The organism is Claveliimonas bilis (assembly GCF_020892095.1).
Lineage (GTDB): Bacteria > Bacillota > Clostridia > Lachnospirales > Lachnospiraceae > Claveliimonas > Claveliimonas bilis.
The window spans coordinates 1,402,546-1,417,210 of record NZ_AP024845.1 but is presented as its reverse complement, the minus strand read 5'-3'; the positions used below and the strand labels follow the sequence as shown (position 1 = coordinate 1,417,210).

Annotated in this window: 15 protein-coding genes; 13 read left to right on the top strand and 2 right to left on the bottom strand. The window is 43.5% G+C overall.

The annotated features are described in order from the left end of the window. The first annotated feature begins 11 nt into the window (after positions 1-11). Entirely contained in the window at positions 12-413 is a 402-nt protein-coding gene (locus EUBC25_RS06970; RefSeq protein ID WP_230107442.1) for an RrF2 family transcriptional regulator, read from the top strand. Here EUBC25_RS06970 and EUBC25_RS06965 read toward each other — a convergent pair. After that, positions 410-1,054: a GntR family transcriptional regulator gene (locus EUBC25_RS06965; RefSeq protein WP_230107441.1), complete on the bottom strand. Its 645-nt coding sequence runs from the start codon at positions 1,052-1,054 to the stop codon at positions 410-412. The genes EUBC25_RS06970 and EUBC25_RS06965 overlap by 4 nt on opposite strands. Positions 1,055-1,276: 222 nt before the next feature. On the opposite strand from EUBC25_RS06965, the gene garR reads away from it, so the two are divergent. From garR to EUBC25_RS06915, 10 genes are all read left to right on the top strand, one after another. After that, complete coding sequence (garR, locus tag EUBC25_RS06960; RefSeq protein ID WP_230107440.1) at positions 1,277-2,164, top strand: 2-hydroxy-3-oxopropionate reductase; 888 nt, start codon at positions 1,277-1,279, stop codon at positions 2,162-2,164. Positions 2,165-2,198: 34 nt separating this feature from the next. Then, positions 2,199-3,623: a four-carbon acid sugar kinase family protein gene (locus EUBC25_RS06955; RefSeq protein WP_230107439.1), complete on the top strand. Its 1,425-nt coding sequence runs from the start codon at positions 2,199-2,201 to the stop codon at positions 3,621-3,623. Positions 3,624-3,930: 307 nt separating this feature from the next. Then, a complete protein-coding gene (locus tag EUBC25_RS06950) occupies positions 3,931-5,235 on the top strand; it encodes a four-carbon acid sugar kinase family protein (protein WP_230107438.1) in 1,305 nt (434 codons plus the stop codon). Positions 5,236-5,254: 19 nt separating this feature from the next. Further along, positions 5,255-6,253 carry a 4-hydroxythreonine-4-phosphate dehydrogenase PdxA gene (gene pdxA, locus EUBC25_RS06945; RefSeq protein ID WP_230107437.1) on the top strand — a complete coding sequence of 333 codons (999 nt, stop codon included), beginning with the start codon at positions 5,255-5,257 and terminating at the stop codon, positions 6,251-6,253. Positions 6,254-6,299: 46 nt separating this feature from the next. Then, positions 6,300-7,703, top strand: a complete 1,404-nt coding sequence (locus EUBC25_RS06940) for a GntP family permease (RefSeq protein ID WP_230107436.1) — start codon at positions 6,300-6,302, stop codon at positions 7,701-7,703. Positions 7,704-7,735: 32 nt separating this feature from the next. Next, a complete protein-coding gene (locus EUBC25_RS06935; protein ID WP_230107435.1) occupies positions 7,736-8,482 on the top strand; it encodes a DeoR/GlpR family DNA-binding transcription regulator in 747 nt (248 codons plus the stop codon). 131 nt (positions 8,483-8,613) lie between these two features. Next, positions 8,614-9,267, top strand: a complete 654-nt coding sequence (locus tag EUBC25_RS06930; RefSeq protein WP_230107434.1) for a TetR/AcrR family transcriptional regulator — start codon at positions 8,614-8,616, stop codon at positions 9,265-9,267. A 116-nt stretch (positions 9,268-9,383) separates the two neighbouring features. After that, the gene (locus tag EUBC25_RS06925) at positions 9,384-10,622 is read left to right on the top strand and encodes an MFS transporter (protein WP_230107433.1); all 1,239 of its coding nucleotides are present in this window, start codon (positions 9,384-9,386) and stop codon (positions 10,620-10,622) included. 352 nt (positions 10,623-10,974) lie between these two features. Next, entirely contained in the window at positions 10,975-11,964 is a 990-nt protein-coding gene (locus EUBC25_RS06920; protein WP_230107432.1) for a helix-turn-helix transcriptional regulator, read from the top strand. Between the two features lie 25 nt (positions 11,965-11,989). Then, on the top strand, positions 11,990-12,454 hold the full coding sequence (locus EUBC25_RS06915) for a GNAT family N-acetyltransferase (protein WP_230107431.1): 465 nt from the start codon (positions 11,990-11,992) through the stop codon (positions 12,452-12,454). Here the strand turns inward: EUBC25_RS06915 and EUBC25_RS06910 are convergent. Then, positions 12,439-13,119: a Crp/Fnr family transcriptional regulator gene (locus EUBC25_RS06910; RefSeq protein WP_230107430.1), complete on the bottom strand. Its 681-nt coding sequence runs from the start codon at positions 13,117-13,119 to the stop codon at positions 12,439-12,441. The two genes, EUBC25_RS06915 and EUBC25_RS06910, sit on opposite strands and share 16 nt — an antisense overlap. 184 nt (positions 13,120-13,303) lie before the next feature. Between EUBC25_RS06910 and EUBC25_RS06905 the strand changes: the two genes are divergently transcribed. Together EUBC25_RS06905 and EUBC25_RS06900 are read left to right on the top strand one after the other, a co-directional pair. Further along, entirely contained in the window at positions 13,304-14,212 is a 909-nt protein-coding gene (locus EUBC25_RS06905; protein WP_230107429.1) for a DUF3100 domain-containing protein, read from the top strand. Further along, positions 14,213-14,659 carry a hypothetical protein gene (locus tag EUBC25_RS06900; protein WP_230107428.1) on the top strand — a complete coding sequence of 149 codons (447 nt, stop codon included), beginning with the start codon at positions 14,213-14,215 and terminating at the stop codon, positions 14,657-14,659. It abuts the gene before it with no gap. The last annotated feature ends 6 nt before the right edge of the window (positions 14,660-14,665 follow it).

Below are 14,665 nucleotides of genomic sequence, written 5' to 3'. Positions count from 1 at the left end.
GGAGAAAACCGATGCAGGTTACATTAACAATAGATTATGCTATGTGGATTCTTACACTTTTGGGAAAAACGACAGAAAGGATCAATGCAGCGACGATGTCGGAGCGCCTCCACATTCCAAGAAGATATACAATTAAAATCCTCAACAGATTGAAAGAGTCCGGCCTGGTAGAGGTACGCGCCGGAGTGAAAGGCGGTTATCATCTGGCAAGAGGGCTGGATGAGATCAGTTTCGGAGATGTGGCTAAAGCTATGGGACAGAGCATCAAGATAAGTAAATGCCTGGAAGATGGAGGTGGGTGCACCTTTGGAAAAAAAGAAGAATGCAATGCCAGATGCTTTTATCAGGCATTGCAGGAGAAGCTGGAGGAAGGGCTTTTTAACGTCACTTTACAGGAGATACAAAGACCTTAGAGATCTTCCAGATTAATACCTCTTGGTACATCCATATGCCGCAGAGTAATGTCATAGATATGTGCAATATCTCCCTGCTCCATGGCATTCAGGATAGCAAGATGCTCATCATATGTATCTTTCATTCTTCCCGGATGGGAAAGGGACATTTGGGCCAGCCGCTGCATCCGGTACATAAAGGTATCGAAAATAGCAGAGAATTGCTGGTTCTCAAGGTAGTGAACGATGGAAATATGAAATTGAAAATCGTAAGTACAGAAATCCTGGATGGACTGAGAAACCTCCAGGATTTCTTTCATTTCATCCATAATAAAGTGAAGCTCGCTAAAGAGGCGCTTTGCCTTTTTAGAAGCGAAAGTGCGCGTAATCTCCATGGTACAGTAAGTTTCCAGAGCTGAGCGGACCTGGAATGTTTCTGTCACATCCTGCCGGGTAAGCTGATGAAGGCGAAATCCCTTGCTTGGAATAATATCAATATAGCCTTCCTGCACCAGCCTGTGGATCGCATCGCGGAAAGGAGTGCGGGAAATGCCAAGTTCTCTGGAAAGCTTTGTCTCAGAATAGATTTCGTGATAGGAAAGCTCTCCTTCGGAAATCATTTTCTTTAAATGTTCATAGGCCTGTTCGTTGAGTGTCATCATTGGTAGATGCTCCTTTGCTGTGTTTGTCTATATTTTATCAAAAACTATGGGAAAATCCAACAATTTTCTGTGGATTTTGCTCAAAAAATAAGGGGTAAAATTAGCGAAAACGGAGAAAGAGAATTTGAGGGATTGACCGGTATACCGGTATGTAGTAGAGTGAAGACAGGAACAAAAAAGAACACTTTAGAAAGAAAAAAAACAAAAAGGAGAGAAGAAAGTATGAAAACAGGATTTATCGGACTGGGAATCATGGGAAGACCAATGGCAAAAAATCTGCTCAAAGCAGGAGTGGATCTGATCGTAACAGATCTGAACAAAGAGGCGGTAAAAGATGTAGTGGCAGCCGGAGCACAGGAGGGTACATACGAGGAAATCGGAAAGGAATGTGGTGTTGTATTTATTATGGTGCCAAGCGGTGATATTACAAAATCCATCCTTTTCGGAGAAGGCGGAGTGGCATCTTTTATAAAAGAAGGAAGCATTGTATGTGATATGAGCTCTGTTACGCCTGTTGAGTCCAAAGAGTGCTATGAAAGGCTGAAAGAGATCGGCGTTGGTTTTGTAGACGCCCCTGTATCAGGAGGAGAAACAGGTGGCATCAACGGAACACTGGCTATTATGGCGGGAGGAGATCAAAAGGACTTTGATGCCCTGAAAACATATTTTGACATCATGGGATCTTCCGCTTTGCTGATCGGCGGTCCGGGAAGCGGAAGCGTGACAAAGCTGGCAAATCAGATCATTGTCAACAATACGATCGCTGTTGTATCCGAAGCGTTTGTTATGGCGGCAAAAGCCGGAGCTGATCCGGTTAAAGTATATGAAGCGATCCGGGGCGGTCTGGCAGGAAGCGCTGTTCTTGATTCCAAGATTCCTATGATCGTGGAGAGGAATTTCAAACCAGGCGGACCGATCCGCATCAATCATAAAGACATTAAAAATGTGGTAAATACAGCTCATGCGATCGATGTTCCGATTCCATACACGGCACAGCTCTATGAAATTCTCCAGACTCTGAAAATTCATGGACATATGGAGGATGACCACGGCGGAATCGTACAGTATTTTGAAAAGCTGGCAGACGTGGAAGTGAAAAAAGTGGATTAGGGCAGAGAGAGCAGAGGAGAAGGAGGAAACAAAAATGGCGATCAGTACAGATATTTTGACTTCCTATAAAAAAATAGACGAGGCATATATCGATAGTCTCTTAGAAAAAGAGATTGAAAAGAACCATAAAAAAATTGTTGTGCTGGACGATGATCCTACAGGAGTACAGACGGTTCATGATATTTCTGTATATACAGGATGGGATAAGGACAGCATCCGCCAGGGATTTGAAGAAGAAAACAGCCTTTTCTATGTATTGACTAATTCCAGGGGATTCACGGAAGAACAGACAATAAAAGCTCACCATGAAATTTCCGCAGTGACAGACGAGGCGGCCAAAGCAACAGGAAAAGAGTACATTTACATCAGCAGAAGCGACAGTACGCTTCGGGGACATTATCCTTTAGAGACAGAGCTTTTGAAAGCAGATTATGAAAAATATACAGGGAAAACCGTAGACGGCGAGATCCTTTGCCCTTTCTTTAAAGAAGGCGGAAGATTTACCATTAACAACGTACATTATGTGAAATACGGCGATACTCTTGTACCTGCCAATGAGACAGAATTTGCCAAAGACAAGACATTTGGCTATACAGCTGCTGATCTGCCATCCTATGTAGAGGAGAAAACAAAAGGAGCTTATAAGAAAGAGGATGTTACCTGTATTTCTCTGGAAGATATCCATGATATGGCTGTAGATAGGATAGAGGAGCAGCTTCTGGCAGTAAAAGATTTTAATAAGATTATTGTCAATGCTGTGGATTATGCGGATATCAAAGTATTCTGCGTGGCTTTGTACCGGGCAATGGCAAAGGGAAAGACCTTTATGATGCGTACGGCGGCCGCTATTGTAAAAGTTATGGGCGGTGTGACGAGCCAGCCGCTTCTTACAAGAGAAAAGATGGTCGTAAAAGAGACAGACAACGGCGGTATCATTGTGGTAGGGTCTCACACTGACAAGACAACCCGCCAGTTGGAGGCACTGAAAGAGCTGAAAGACATTGAATTTATCGAGTTAAATGCAGCTCTTGTGAAGGATGACGCGGCGTTTGAGGAAGAAGTAAAACGCTGTCTGGAAAAAGAGGAAGAATGTATCCGCGCCGGAAAGACCGTATGCTGCAGTACGACCCGCACACTTATTACAGCAGATACAGGAGATAAGGAAGATGAACTTCGCCTTTCTGTGAAAATCTCAGATGCAGTGCAGTCCCTGGTGGGGCGTCTTACCGTTACGCCTGCCTTTGTGATTGCAAAAGGCGGCATTACATCCAGTGATGTGGGAACAAAGGCGCTGGCAGTAAAAAAGGCAAATGTGCTTGGACAGATCAGGCCGGGTATCCCGGTATGGCAGACAGGGGAGGAAAGCAGATTTCCTTCTGTTCCATACGTCATCTTTCCGGGTAATGTAGGTGATGACAGTACGCTGAAAGAAGCGGTAGAAATCTTATTGAAGAAATAGATGGATCATTTAACATTTACAGGCAGACAGGGGCTGACTTTTACAGCCCCGACGGCCGTACTATTCTAATCATGTCTTTAAAATAAAGTTGGTTCTTAATATCTTCTTTGCCAAATTCTTACAGTTTAAATCAAATGTTTTGAAACAAAAAGTAAACAAAATTAAAGATGAAAAATGACAAAAACAAACATAATAATTGTAAAAAACTTCTAAAAATATTGATAAAAAATAGATTAAATTGACAAAAATAAACATTAGGAGTAATATATAAACATAAAAGAACATTGAGGCGAAGGAGGAATGAGAAATGCCACAGTGTGTAGTGATTGCGGATGATCTGACAGGAGCAAATGCCACAGGTGTGCTCCTGAAAAAGATGAACTACACTGCCTATACGGTCATGAACACAGAGCGGATTGAACTAAGTACGCTGAAGGACTGCGATTGTGTATTGTATCCTACAGACAGCCGGGGGGTAGATCCCGGGATTGCTTATAACCGGGTGTACAATGTCTGTGATCTGTTAAAGAATGATGAGGTTAAGGTATATTCTAAAAGGATTGACAGTACATTGAGAGGAAATCTCGGCAGTGAGACAGATGCCATGCTGGATTGTCTTGGAGAAGATTATGTGGCTGTTGTTGCACCGTGCTTTCCCTCTTCGGGACGTATCGTGATCGGAGGTTACATGCTGGTAAACGGGCTGCCTTTACATAAAACAGATATCGCCATTGATCCGAAAACACCTGTTAAGATCTCGGAAGACGCCGTTCTTTTTGCAGAGCAGAGCAAATACAAAGTAGCGTCTATCCTTATGAAAGATCTGATGCACGGAAAGCATTATCTGGCGGATCTGATGAAGAAACATGTGGAAGAAGGCTGCAGGATCCTGGTCGTTGATTGCGTGACTCAGGAAGACCTGGATCTGATTGCAGACGCAGTGATCACCAGCAAATTGAAGATAGTTGCAGTAGATCCGGGCGTATTTACGGCAACTCTTTCAAGAAAGCTGATCACACCTTCCGAGAAGAAGGAGAAGAGCCGCATTCTGGCGGTAGTAGGAAGCGTCCATCCTAATACAAGGAAGCAGATGGAGGAATTGTGGCTGTCCCAGAGAACTCACAACGTGTTTGTCAATACAAAGGAACTTCTGGAGGATGAAACAAGAAGGGAAAAGGAAATTTCCAGAGTGACAGAGGAAATCCTAAGGGAGTGCAAGCTGAATATGGTATCCACTGTGACAGGGGACGGTATATATCCGGAAAACCGTATAGATTTTAAACCCTATATGGAGAAATATCATTGCTCCATGGATGAAGTGACAGAGCGGATCAATTCGGGATTTGCAGAGATTACCTACCGCATTTTCAAGGCCGAGCCGGAGTTCAAGGGTCTTTACACAAGCGGCGGGGATATTACGGTATCTGTGTGTGCCCGATTTAATACCGCAGGATTAAGCCTTATGGATGAAGTACTTCCACTGGCAGCTTACGGACAGTTCTTAAAGGGAGAATTTGAAGGTGTACACATCATTACAAAGGGCGGAAGCCAGGGACAAAATGATGCGATCAACCGCTGTATTACTTATCTGAAAGAGAAACTTTATATTTAAGACAGGGAGGAATGAAAAGATGAAAAAACCACTGATTGCAGTAACGATGGGAGACCCGGCCGGAGTTGGTCCGGAGATTGTAGCAATGTCGCTTGCATCTGCAGAGGTGACAGATGTAGCAGACTGCATTATTGTAGGAGACAAAAAATGCATGGAAAATGCAATTGACATCACAGGTGTGAAGCTGGAAGTCAATGTAGTGGAAAAGCCGGCGGATGGAAGATACGAAAAAGGCGTACTCAATCTGATCGACCTTGACAATATTAATATGGATGAGTTTGCTTTTGGAAAAGTCAGCGGCATGTGCGGAAAAGCGGCATATGAGTATATTGCAAAAAGCATTGAGCTGGCAAATGCAGGAGAAGTAGACGCAGTATCTACAACGCCGATCAACAAGGAAGCCCTGAAGGCAGGAAATGTAAACTTTATCGGCCATACCGAGATTTTCGGCGCTTTAACCGGGACGGAAGATCCTCTGACTATGTTCGAGACAAATGGTATGAGAGTATTTTTCCTGACAAGGCATGTTTCCCTGCGGCAGATGCTTGATATGATCAAGAAAGACCGGATCATCGACTATGTAGTGCGGTGCACGGAGGCTTTAAAAAGGCTGGGAGTCAATGAAGGAACAATGGCGATCGCAGGACTTAATCCGCACAGTGGAGAGCATGGACTCTTTGGCTGGGAAGAAGTGGAAGAGATTATTCCGGCTATCGAAGAACTGAAGAAAATGGGCTATGATGTGGCGGGGCCTGTAGGAGCGGATTCTGTATTCCATCAGGCAGCCATTGGAAAATACAACAGCGTTCTTTCCCTGTATCACGACCAGGGACATATCGCTACAAAGACGCTGGATTTTGAAAAAACAATCGCAATAACAAATGGAATGCCGATTCTTAGGACTTCTGTAGATCACGGCACTGCATTTGATATAGCGGGAACCGGAAAGGTAAGTGCCGTGAGCATGATCGAAGCCATCCGGCTGGCCGCAAAATACGCACCTCATTTTGTAAAGTAAAAGAGAAAAGTAAAGAGAGAAAACTTATCTAAAGGAGGGTTCTATTATGGTAGGAGGACTTGATGGCAACAGAATGCTGCTGGGTCTCGCAGTAGGTATCATTATTCTTATTGTCCTGGTATTAAAAACAAAGGTGCAGGCATTTCTTGCCCTTATCATCTGTACCGTTATCGTGGGAGTTGTAGGCGGTATGCCTTTGGCAAACACCACATTGGAGGACGGCACTACACTTGGAATTATTAACTCTATCACCGGAGGTTTTGGAAGCACACTTGGAAGTATCGGTATCATCATCGGATTTGGTGTTATGATGGGACAGATCTTTGAAGTGACGGGAGCTGCAAAGAGGATGGCGCATACATTCTTAAAGCTCTTTGGAAAGAAAAGAGAAGAGGAGGCTCTTTGCCTGACAGGTTTCCTTGTATCTATTCCGATCTTCTGTGACTCTGGTTTTGTGGTTCTTTCACCTATCGCAAAGGCGATCTCAAGAGCAACGAAGAAGTCCGTCATCGGTCTTGGCGTTGCGCTGGCAGCAGGGCTTGTTATCACACACTCCCTCGTTCCGCCAACTCCGGGCCCCTTAGGCGTATGCGGTATCTTTGGAATTGATGTAGGTACATTTATTTTAATGACACTGGTTCTTGCTATCCCAATGGCAATTGCCTGTATCGTTTATGCAAAGAAGATTCTGCCGAAGAAATTTTACCGTATTCCAAACGATGACGGTGAAATCGTAGAGATGCCTTACCGTGAACCGGATTATGAGAATGCGTTCCATATGGGTGATGAGAACATGCCGGGCACATTTGAATCTTTTGCACCGCTGTTTCTCCCTATTATTCTTATCCTGATCAATACAGTAGCCACTGCTATGGGAGCGACAACAGGAGTATGGGAAGTACTTATCTTCCTCGGACAGCCGATCATCGCGGTAGGTCTTGGACTTCTTCTTGCTATCTTTACACTTGGAAGGAATCTTGACAGACATACTGCTCTGACAGAAATGGAAAAAGGAATGCAGTCTGCCGGTATTATCATGCTTGTAACCGGCGGAGGCGGAGCTCTCGGACAGATCATCAAAGATTCCGGTCTTGGTACCTATATGGCAGAGGGACTGGCACAGACAGCGATTCCGATCATTGTGCTGCCGCTTATCATTTCCACTTTAATGCGTTTTATCCAGGGATCAGGAACTGTTGCCATGACAACAGCAGCAAGTATTTCTGCTCCGATCATTGTAGCAGCGGGCGTAAATCCGACACTTGGCGCGATCGCATGCTGTGTTGGTTCCCTGTTCTTCGGATACTTTAATGACAGTTATTTCTGGGTAGTAAACAGAACGCTGGGTGTTACAGAAGCAAAAGACCAGCTGCAGGTATGGTCAGTGACATCCACAATCGCATGGGCTGTCGGTGTTGTTGAAGTTCTCGTATTGAGTATTTTCATGTAATCGTGTACAATGACCAGTAAGAGGTGATTTGTATGCTGGCGGCAGAGAGACAGGCTAAAATAGTGGAAATTATCAGAAGGCAGGGGAGCGCACAGGTAGAAGATCTGGCGCAGAACCTGCAGGTAAGCACTATGACAATAAGAAGGGATCTGGAAAAACTGCAGGAGGACGATTTACTGGAGCGGTGCCACGGAGGTGCGGTGGCAAAGCAGGAGGTAGCCTATGCAGATAAATGTACCAGCCATAAAGATGAGAAGCGGAAACTGGCAGCGGCCTGCCGGTCGCTGGTTTCAGACGGAGATAATATCTACCTGGATGCGGGGACAACTACATATGAAATCGCAAAAGTGATTCAGGATGTATCGGATATTATGGTTGTGACAAACGATCTTGAAATAGCAGGACTTCTGAAAAACAGCCCGGCAGAGATTCTGCTCTGCGGAGGGGTGGTACAGAAAAGTACAGGAAGTATGCTTGGATATTATGCAACTCAAATGCTGGAAAATTTCAGATTTGATGTGGGATTTTTCGGCGCTGCTTCCATTAATGAAGAGTTAGAAGTTTCGACGCCGACGGTAGACAAGGCATTTTTAAAAAGAATGGCTCTGGAACGATGCAGCCGGGGATATCTGGTAGTAGATGAATCAAAGTTTGGCAAACAGGCCATGGCAAAGGTCAGTCATCTGGCAGATTACACGGCGGTTATTACAGACAGGAATTTCACGGAAGAGGAAAAGGAAGAAGCGAAAAAATCCGGAGTCAGGATTATACGTGTTTAATTAAAACGGAGGTATAAACAGCCTCCGTTTTTTGACGAAAAATATTTTTGGAAAGAGAAACCAATTGACAAACATACTGACGGTATGATACTGTATACATACTAATAGTATGTATTTGAGAGGTGAATAAAATGGCAAGAAATAAACATCCCGAAGAGACAGTCAATCTCATATTAGATGTTGCTTTCCGGCTGTTCATGGAGAAAGGGTATGAGCATACCTCTATTCAGGATATTATTGATAATTTGGGAGGACTTAGCAAAGGAGCCATCTATCATCATTTTAAATCAAAAGAAGAGATCTTAATGGCAGTGACGGATCGTATGACGGAGGAATCCAACCGGACTTTGATGGAAATTCGAGACCGGCAGGATCTTAACGGAAAAGAAAAGTTAAAGACAATTTTCAAAGCATCGATCTGCCGTCCTGTGCAGAATGATATTTTTACAGTTGCTCCGAATTTCAGTAATAATCCAAAACTTCTCTTTTCGCTGCTAAGTGACACGATAGAAGAAGTGGCGCCAAACTATATTCTTCCCATCATTGAGCAGGGCATTCTCGATGGAAGTATCCGGACAGAATATCCAAAGCAGCTGGCGGAGCTGATCATACTCGTGGCTAACATTTGGATGAATCCTATGATATTCGGAAATACAGAAGAGGAAACCTATTCCAAATTTATGGTATTCAGTGAGATGATGAGAGGCTTCGGACTGGATATCATGGACGAGGAAATGATCGAGAGGATACAGGAGCTGACAACGATTTATCAGAAAAACAAATAAAAGGAGCTGTCCGGCAAAATAAGCAGATTATTGATATGCTCCAATTTACCGGACAGTTCTCTTTTTTTAAAATTATACATACCAACGTGCGGTATTAAAAGGAGGAATTTATCTAAATGAAGAAAAAATTGTTCACGAAAGATTTTACACTGGTTGTTATCGGGCAGATTATTTCCTTATTCGGAAATGCGGCAGTAAGATTTGCATTGCCTCTGTATCTGCTGAATCTGACAGGTTCGTCTGCACTTTATGGAACAGTCACAGCATGTGCATTTATTCCATCTATTCTCTTATCTCCTGTAGGAGGAATGATCTCAGACAGAGTGAATAAAAGAAACATTATGGTAGTCCTGGATTTTCTGACCAGCGCATTGATTTTAGGATTTTTGTTTTTTATGCAGGAAATAAACATTGTCCTTTTGATTACGGTCACATTAATGCTTTTGTATGGAATTGCGGGGACGTATCAGCCGTCTGTTCAGGCAAGTATCCCGGATCTTACTGACCAGGAGAATTTCATGGCGGCAAATTCTGTTATTAATACGGTCAACTCTTTTTCTTCCTTGACGGGACCTGTGATTGGAGGTATCTTATACAGCGCCTATGGGTTAGAAGCGGTATTATTGATCTGCGGAATCTGCTTTTTCCTGTCAGCGGTCATGGAAATTTTTATAAAAATACCATTTCAGAAACAGATTTCCGGAGGAAATATATGGGAAACTGTGAAAAAGGATTTTACCAAAAGCGTTTATTTTATTCGCAGAGAAAAGCCGGTTGTGGGCAAATGTCTCCTTGTGATCAGCGGAATCAATTTGTTTTTATCTGCTATGATCGTGGTTGCACTGCCGTATTTGATAACAGAAGTCTTGAGTTTTGAAGAAACCCGGGCAAATACACTTTACGGTTTCGCGCAAGGAGCTCTTGCGGGAGGAGGACTGGCAGGAGCCATGTGTGCAGGTATATTCAGAGAAAAGCTGACGATTAAAAGAGCAGGCAATCTGCTGACCGCCTGCGCCTTATCTGTATTTCCCATGAGTTTCACTTTACTGCTGACTCCATCTGAAACGATAAATTATATAGTCATTGTATTATGCTGTTTTGCGGTTATGGTGTTTTCCACTGTTTTTTCCGTACAGATGATGTCATTTATACAGACGGAGACGCCAAAAAATTTAGTAGGAAAGGTGATTGCGGTCATGATCACTGTTTCTACATGCGCCCAGCCATTAGGCAATGCACTTTACGGTATTTTGTTTGAATTGGGAAAAGGGGCGGAATTTGCCGTCATTTTATTCTCCGGAATTGTCTCTTTGTCTATTGCTATGAAAACAAAGAACATATTTGCCCGACTTTAATTATCTGTAAGATATTCGCTTCGTTCCGCTTTCTATGTGAAAATCAAAAAATAAGATTTTTTGAAATTTTTAATAGGTGTCGTTTTTATACGACACCTATTGCGGTATCTTATGATTAAACAAGTTGATTGGAACAAAAAAGGAGAGTGGAACGATGAAAGGTTACAATACAGAAAACGGTTATATGGGATATGTTGACGGAGAATATCAGTTGTTTGCAAGTGAAGCGGATTATGCAGAGTGGATGGAAGAGTAAAAGAAAAAAGAGTCTGCGTCCTCCTTTTGGTGTACAATAATTTTACCAGCTATGTTATACTTATGATACATACCCTGTAAAGAGAGGGAAGAAGACATGCCAAAAGGAAGCAACCAGAAATTAAAGTTATACCATCTTGCGCAGATCATGCTGGAAAATACAGATGATGACCACTATATTACAATGCCGGAGATCATGAGCGCTCTTGAAGCATATGAGGTTACTGCTGACCGGAGAACGATCTATGCGGATTTAAAAGATCTGGAAGCACTGGGGATCGAGGTAGAAGGAGAGCCTGTCGGCGGCGGATACCGGTATCATGTTGTGGAAAGACCTTTTGAGCTGCCGGAATTAAAGCTTTTGGTGGATGCGATCCAGTCGTCAAAATTTATTACCGAGCGGAAGACAAATGCGCTGATACGGAAGCTGGAGAAGCTGGTCAGCAAATACGAAGCCATGAAGCTCCAGCGGCAGGTATATGTTTCCGGGCGGATCAAAACAATGAATGAAAGTATTTATTATACAGTAGATACGATCCACAATGCGATTTCCGAAAACCGTAAGATCCGCTTCCAGTATTTTCAGTGGAATGTGAAAAAGGAGATGGAACTGCGTCATGACGGCGCCTATTACCATATCAGCCCGTGGGGACTTTCCTGGGACGCTGAAAATTATTATCTGATCGGGTACGATTCCGAGGCCGGGAAAATTAAACACTATCGTGTAGATAAGATGCTGCGGCTTCAGATGTCTGATGAGAAGCGGGAAGGAAAGGAACATTTTAAGAAGCTGGATATGGCAGATTATGCGAAAAAGAGCTTTGGCATGTTTGGCGGAAGGGAAGAGAAGGTGAAGCTCCTGGTGGAAAATACTCTGGCAGGCGTGATCATTGACCGGTTTGGAAAGGATATCATGCTGATTCCGTCGGATGAGGAACATTTTACAGTCAATGTGGATGTCCATGTCAGCACACAGTTTTTCGGATGGATCATTTCCCTTGGAGAGAGGGTGAAGATTCTCGGGCCGGAGGAAGTCGTGGCTCAAATGAAGGAAGAAATCCAAAGACTGGCGCGGCAGTACAGTTAAAATTTGAGAAAGGACAGACAAAAAGATGATCAGAAAATTTAAACCGGAAGACATACATCAGGTGATGCAGATATGGCTTGATGGCAATGTGGAAGCCCATGATTTTATAGATGCGTCTTATTGGAAATCTCACTATGACTCGGTACAGGAACAGCTTCCGGAGGCAGAGATTTACGTATATGAGGAAGAAACAGAAAAGAAAGATAAAATGCAGACTCCGGCCATCCGGGGATTCGTCGGTATGGCGGGAGACTATCTTGCCGGAATTTTTGTGGATCGCCGGTCCCGGTCTATGGGAATCGGAAAAACTCTGCTTGACTATGTGAAGGGAAAGCATGACAGTTTTTCTTTAAATGTTTATCAGAAAAATGAGGCTGCAGTCCGTTTCTATCTGCGGGAAGGTCTGACGATTTCTGCTGAAGGAACAGATGAGGAGACAAAAGAGCCTGACTATACGATGACATGGTGCGGGAATCAGGGTGTCTTTTGAGCAAGGTATTCCCTGACCGCCCGAATCTGCTCCTGAGTAAAGGAGACTTTTCCTCTCGTAATGCCGATCAGTCCGGCTTCTTTTAAAGCATGTATGGTGCGGTTCAATGTCTTGACGGAGATGCCTGTTTCCTCGTGCATTTCCTCCCGCGTGCGGCGGATGACGAAAGTTTGATATTCGTCCGCATATTGAAGAAAATATTTTAAAAGCAGGTGCTGCGGGGGATAAAAGAGGCGGTTTCCTCTATTATAAGAAGAACGGTACAGTTTATAGGCCACCTTCTGAGAAACTAATCTTAGGAGGTGGATATCTTTTGAGATCCAGTCTTCAAAATCTTTTCTGGAAAAATAGAGGACCGTACATTCTGTCAGCGTTTCGATCGTGACAGAGGTTCGTTCCTTCCCGGCCAGTATAGTGACTTCTCCTACAAAATCAATAGGATCATTTCTTTCGATCATAAAGACATTTCCATTTTCAAATTCATTGATAACCCGGTGATAACCTTCGCACACAATACCGAAATAATCCAAAAGCTCATCCTTTTGATGGATGATCGTTTTTGGCGCATAGGTTTTGATCGTGTACCGGTTTTTCAACTCTTCCGGCATATAGCGAATGTAATTTTCCAGTTCAGGAACCTTCAAAAGAAGCTCTTCCAGTGTCATTTCATTTCCCCCACATTTTCTTTTCCTATAGTATACTACAAATTCCGACATAATTTTATGGAAATGTGTCAAAAACATCCCATTTGTCCTTTTTTAAATGAAGAGATTCTTATATAATACTCGCGTGTTATAAGTGAAAATAATAGATAAAAGACAAGTATGGAAGAGAAATGGGAGGGTATCTATGAAAAAGGAAATTTACATGTATCCGTCGACAAAAGCGAGATTTCAGGCAGAATATAAGATCTTTCTTCTGGCTTTTGTTTTTATTGTAATCGCCGATTCCATCGGACAGATCAAAGTTCCGCTTGGTCCGGGGACACTGATCTTATTTCCTATTTTTTACTCGCTTCTTCTGGGAATTATTTCCGGTCCTGAAGTGTTGAAGATTTTTAAGAAAAAAGAAGTAAAAGCAGCTTCCAAGCTGGTTATTGTGGCAATCTGCCCTTTTATTGCAAAGCTTGGGATCAATGCGGGGGCAAGCCTGGAAACAGTGCTCTCGGCCGGTCCGGCTCTTTTGTTCCAGGAAGTGGGAAATTTGGGAACGATATTTTTTGCATTGCCGGTAGCGCTCCTTCTTGGATTGAAGAGAGAGGCTATCGGGGCAACTCATTCTATCAACAGAGAGTCTAATCTGGCGCTGATTACAGATATGTTCGGACCGGATTCGCCGGAAACAAGAGGAAGTCTTTCAATTTATGTTGTAGGCGGTATGGTTGGAACGATTTATTTCGGATTTCTGGCAACGATGATCGCCTCTTTGAACGTGTTTCATCCCTATGCACTGGGAATGGCGTCCGGTGTGGGAGCCGGTATCCTGATGGCAAGTTCTGTGGCAAGTCTTACGCTGGTATATCCTGATATGGCAACCCAGATATCGGCGCTTGCAAGTACAAGCGAGACGTTATCGGGACTGACAGGAATTTACGTGGCAATTTTTGTGGGAATCCCGCTGACCCAGAAGCTTTATGAACTTTTGGAGCCGCCTATTGCAAGGCTTAGAAAGGAGCCGAGCGAGGTGCTGACAAGAAAGAAGCAGGAAGCGGAAGATGCAAAGAAAACAATAGAAGAAATTACTGTGGAGGAAGAATAAATGAGATATGCAGAGTGGGGACTTTTGTTGATTATATCCGGGCTGGGAATTGCCCTTGCAAATTTTGTGGGATTTGAGGTCGGATTCATGGATTCTCTTCCGGGAATCCTCATTCTACTTGCGATTTCCGCTGTGGCTGTGGTGATCAGTAAAGTAGTGCCCCTGAAACTTCCGATCATTGCATATTGTTCTATTATCGGACTTCTTGTGGCAAGCCCAATTTGTCCGGCAAGAGAGTTTATCATTGCATCTGCCGACAAGATCAATTTCACAGCGCCTCTTACATTAGTGGGAGCGTATGCGGGGATTTCTATCAGTGATCAGATTAAATCCTTTGTAAAGCAGGGCTGGAAGATGATCATTATCGGCGTCCTTGTTATGACAGGAACTTTTCTGGGATCGGCATGTATTGCCCAGCTTGTACTTGGCTTAACAAACGCAATTTAACCGGGA

What these genes read in the sequence shown, in the direction of transcription:
- EUBC25_RS06970 (WP_230107442.1), top strand. Translation starts at nt 12, where the DNA reads ATGCAGGTTACATTAACAATAGATTATGCTATGTGGATTCTTACACTT.
- EUBC25_RS06965 (WP_230107441.1), bottom strand. Translation starts at nt 1,054, where the DNA reads ATGATGACACTCAACGAACAGGCCTATGAACATTTAAAGAAAATGATT.
- garR (WP_230107440.1), top strand. Translation starts at nt 1,277, where the DNA reads ATGAAAACAGGATTTATCGGACTGGGAATCATGGGAAGACCAATGGCA.
- EUBC25_RS06955 (WP_230107439.1), top strand. Translation starts at nt 2,199, where the DNA reads ATGGCGATCAGTACAGATATTTTGACTTCCTATAAAAAAATAGACGAG.
- EUBC25_RS06950 (WP_230107438.1), top strand. Translation starts at nt 3,931, where the DNA reads ATGCCACAGTGTGTAGTGATTGCGGATGATCTGACAGGAGCAAATGCC.
- pdxA (WP_230107437.1), top strand. Translation starts at nt 5,255, where the DNA reads ATGAAAAAACCACTGATTGCAGTAACGATGGGAGACCCGGCCGGAGTT.
- EUBC25_RS06940 (WP_230107436.1), top strand. Translation starts at nt 6,300, where the DNA reads ATGGTAGGAGGACTTGATGGCAACAGAATGCTGCTGGGTCTCGCAGTA.
- EUBC25_RS06935 (WP_230107435.1), top strand. Translation starts at nt 7,736, where the DNA reads ATGCTGGCGGCAGAGAGACAGGCTAAAATAGTGGAAATTATCAGAAGG.
- EUBC25_RS06930 (WP_230107434.1), top strand. Translation starts at nt 8,614, where the DNA reads ATGGCAAGAAATAAACATCCCGAAGAGACAGTCAATCTCATATTAGAT.
- EUBC25_RS06925 (WP_230107433.1), top strand. Translation starts at nt 9,384, where the DNA reads ATGAAGAAAAAATTGTTCACGAAAGATTTTACACTGGTTGTTATCGGG.
- EUBC25_RS06920 (WP_230107432.1), top strand. Translation starts at nt 10,975, where the DNA reads ATGCCAAAAGGAAGCAACCAGAAATTAAAGTTATACCATCTTGCGCAG.
- EUBC25_RS06915 (WP_230107431.1), top strand. Translation starts at nt 11,990, where the DNA reads ATGATCAGAAAATTTAAACCGGAAGACATACATCAGGTGATGCAGATA.
- EUBC25_RS06910 (WP_230107430.1), bottom strand. Translation starts at nt 13,119, where the DNA reads ATGACACTGGAAGAGCTTCTTTTGAAGGTTCCTGAACTGGAAAATTAC.
- EUBC25_RS06905 (WP_230107429.1), top strand. Translation starts at nt 13,304, where the DNA reads ATGAAAAAGGAAATTTACATGTATCCGTCGACAAAAGCGAGATTTCAG.
- EUBC25_RS06900 (WP_230107428.1), top strand. Translation starts at nt 14,213, where the DNA reads ATGAGATATGCAGAGTGGGGACTTTTGTTGATTATATCCGGGCTGGGA.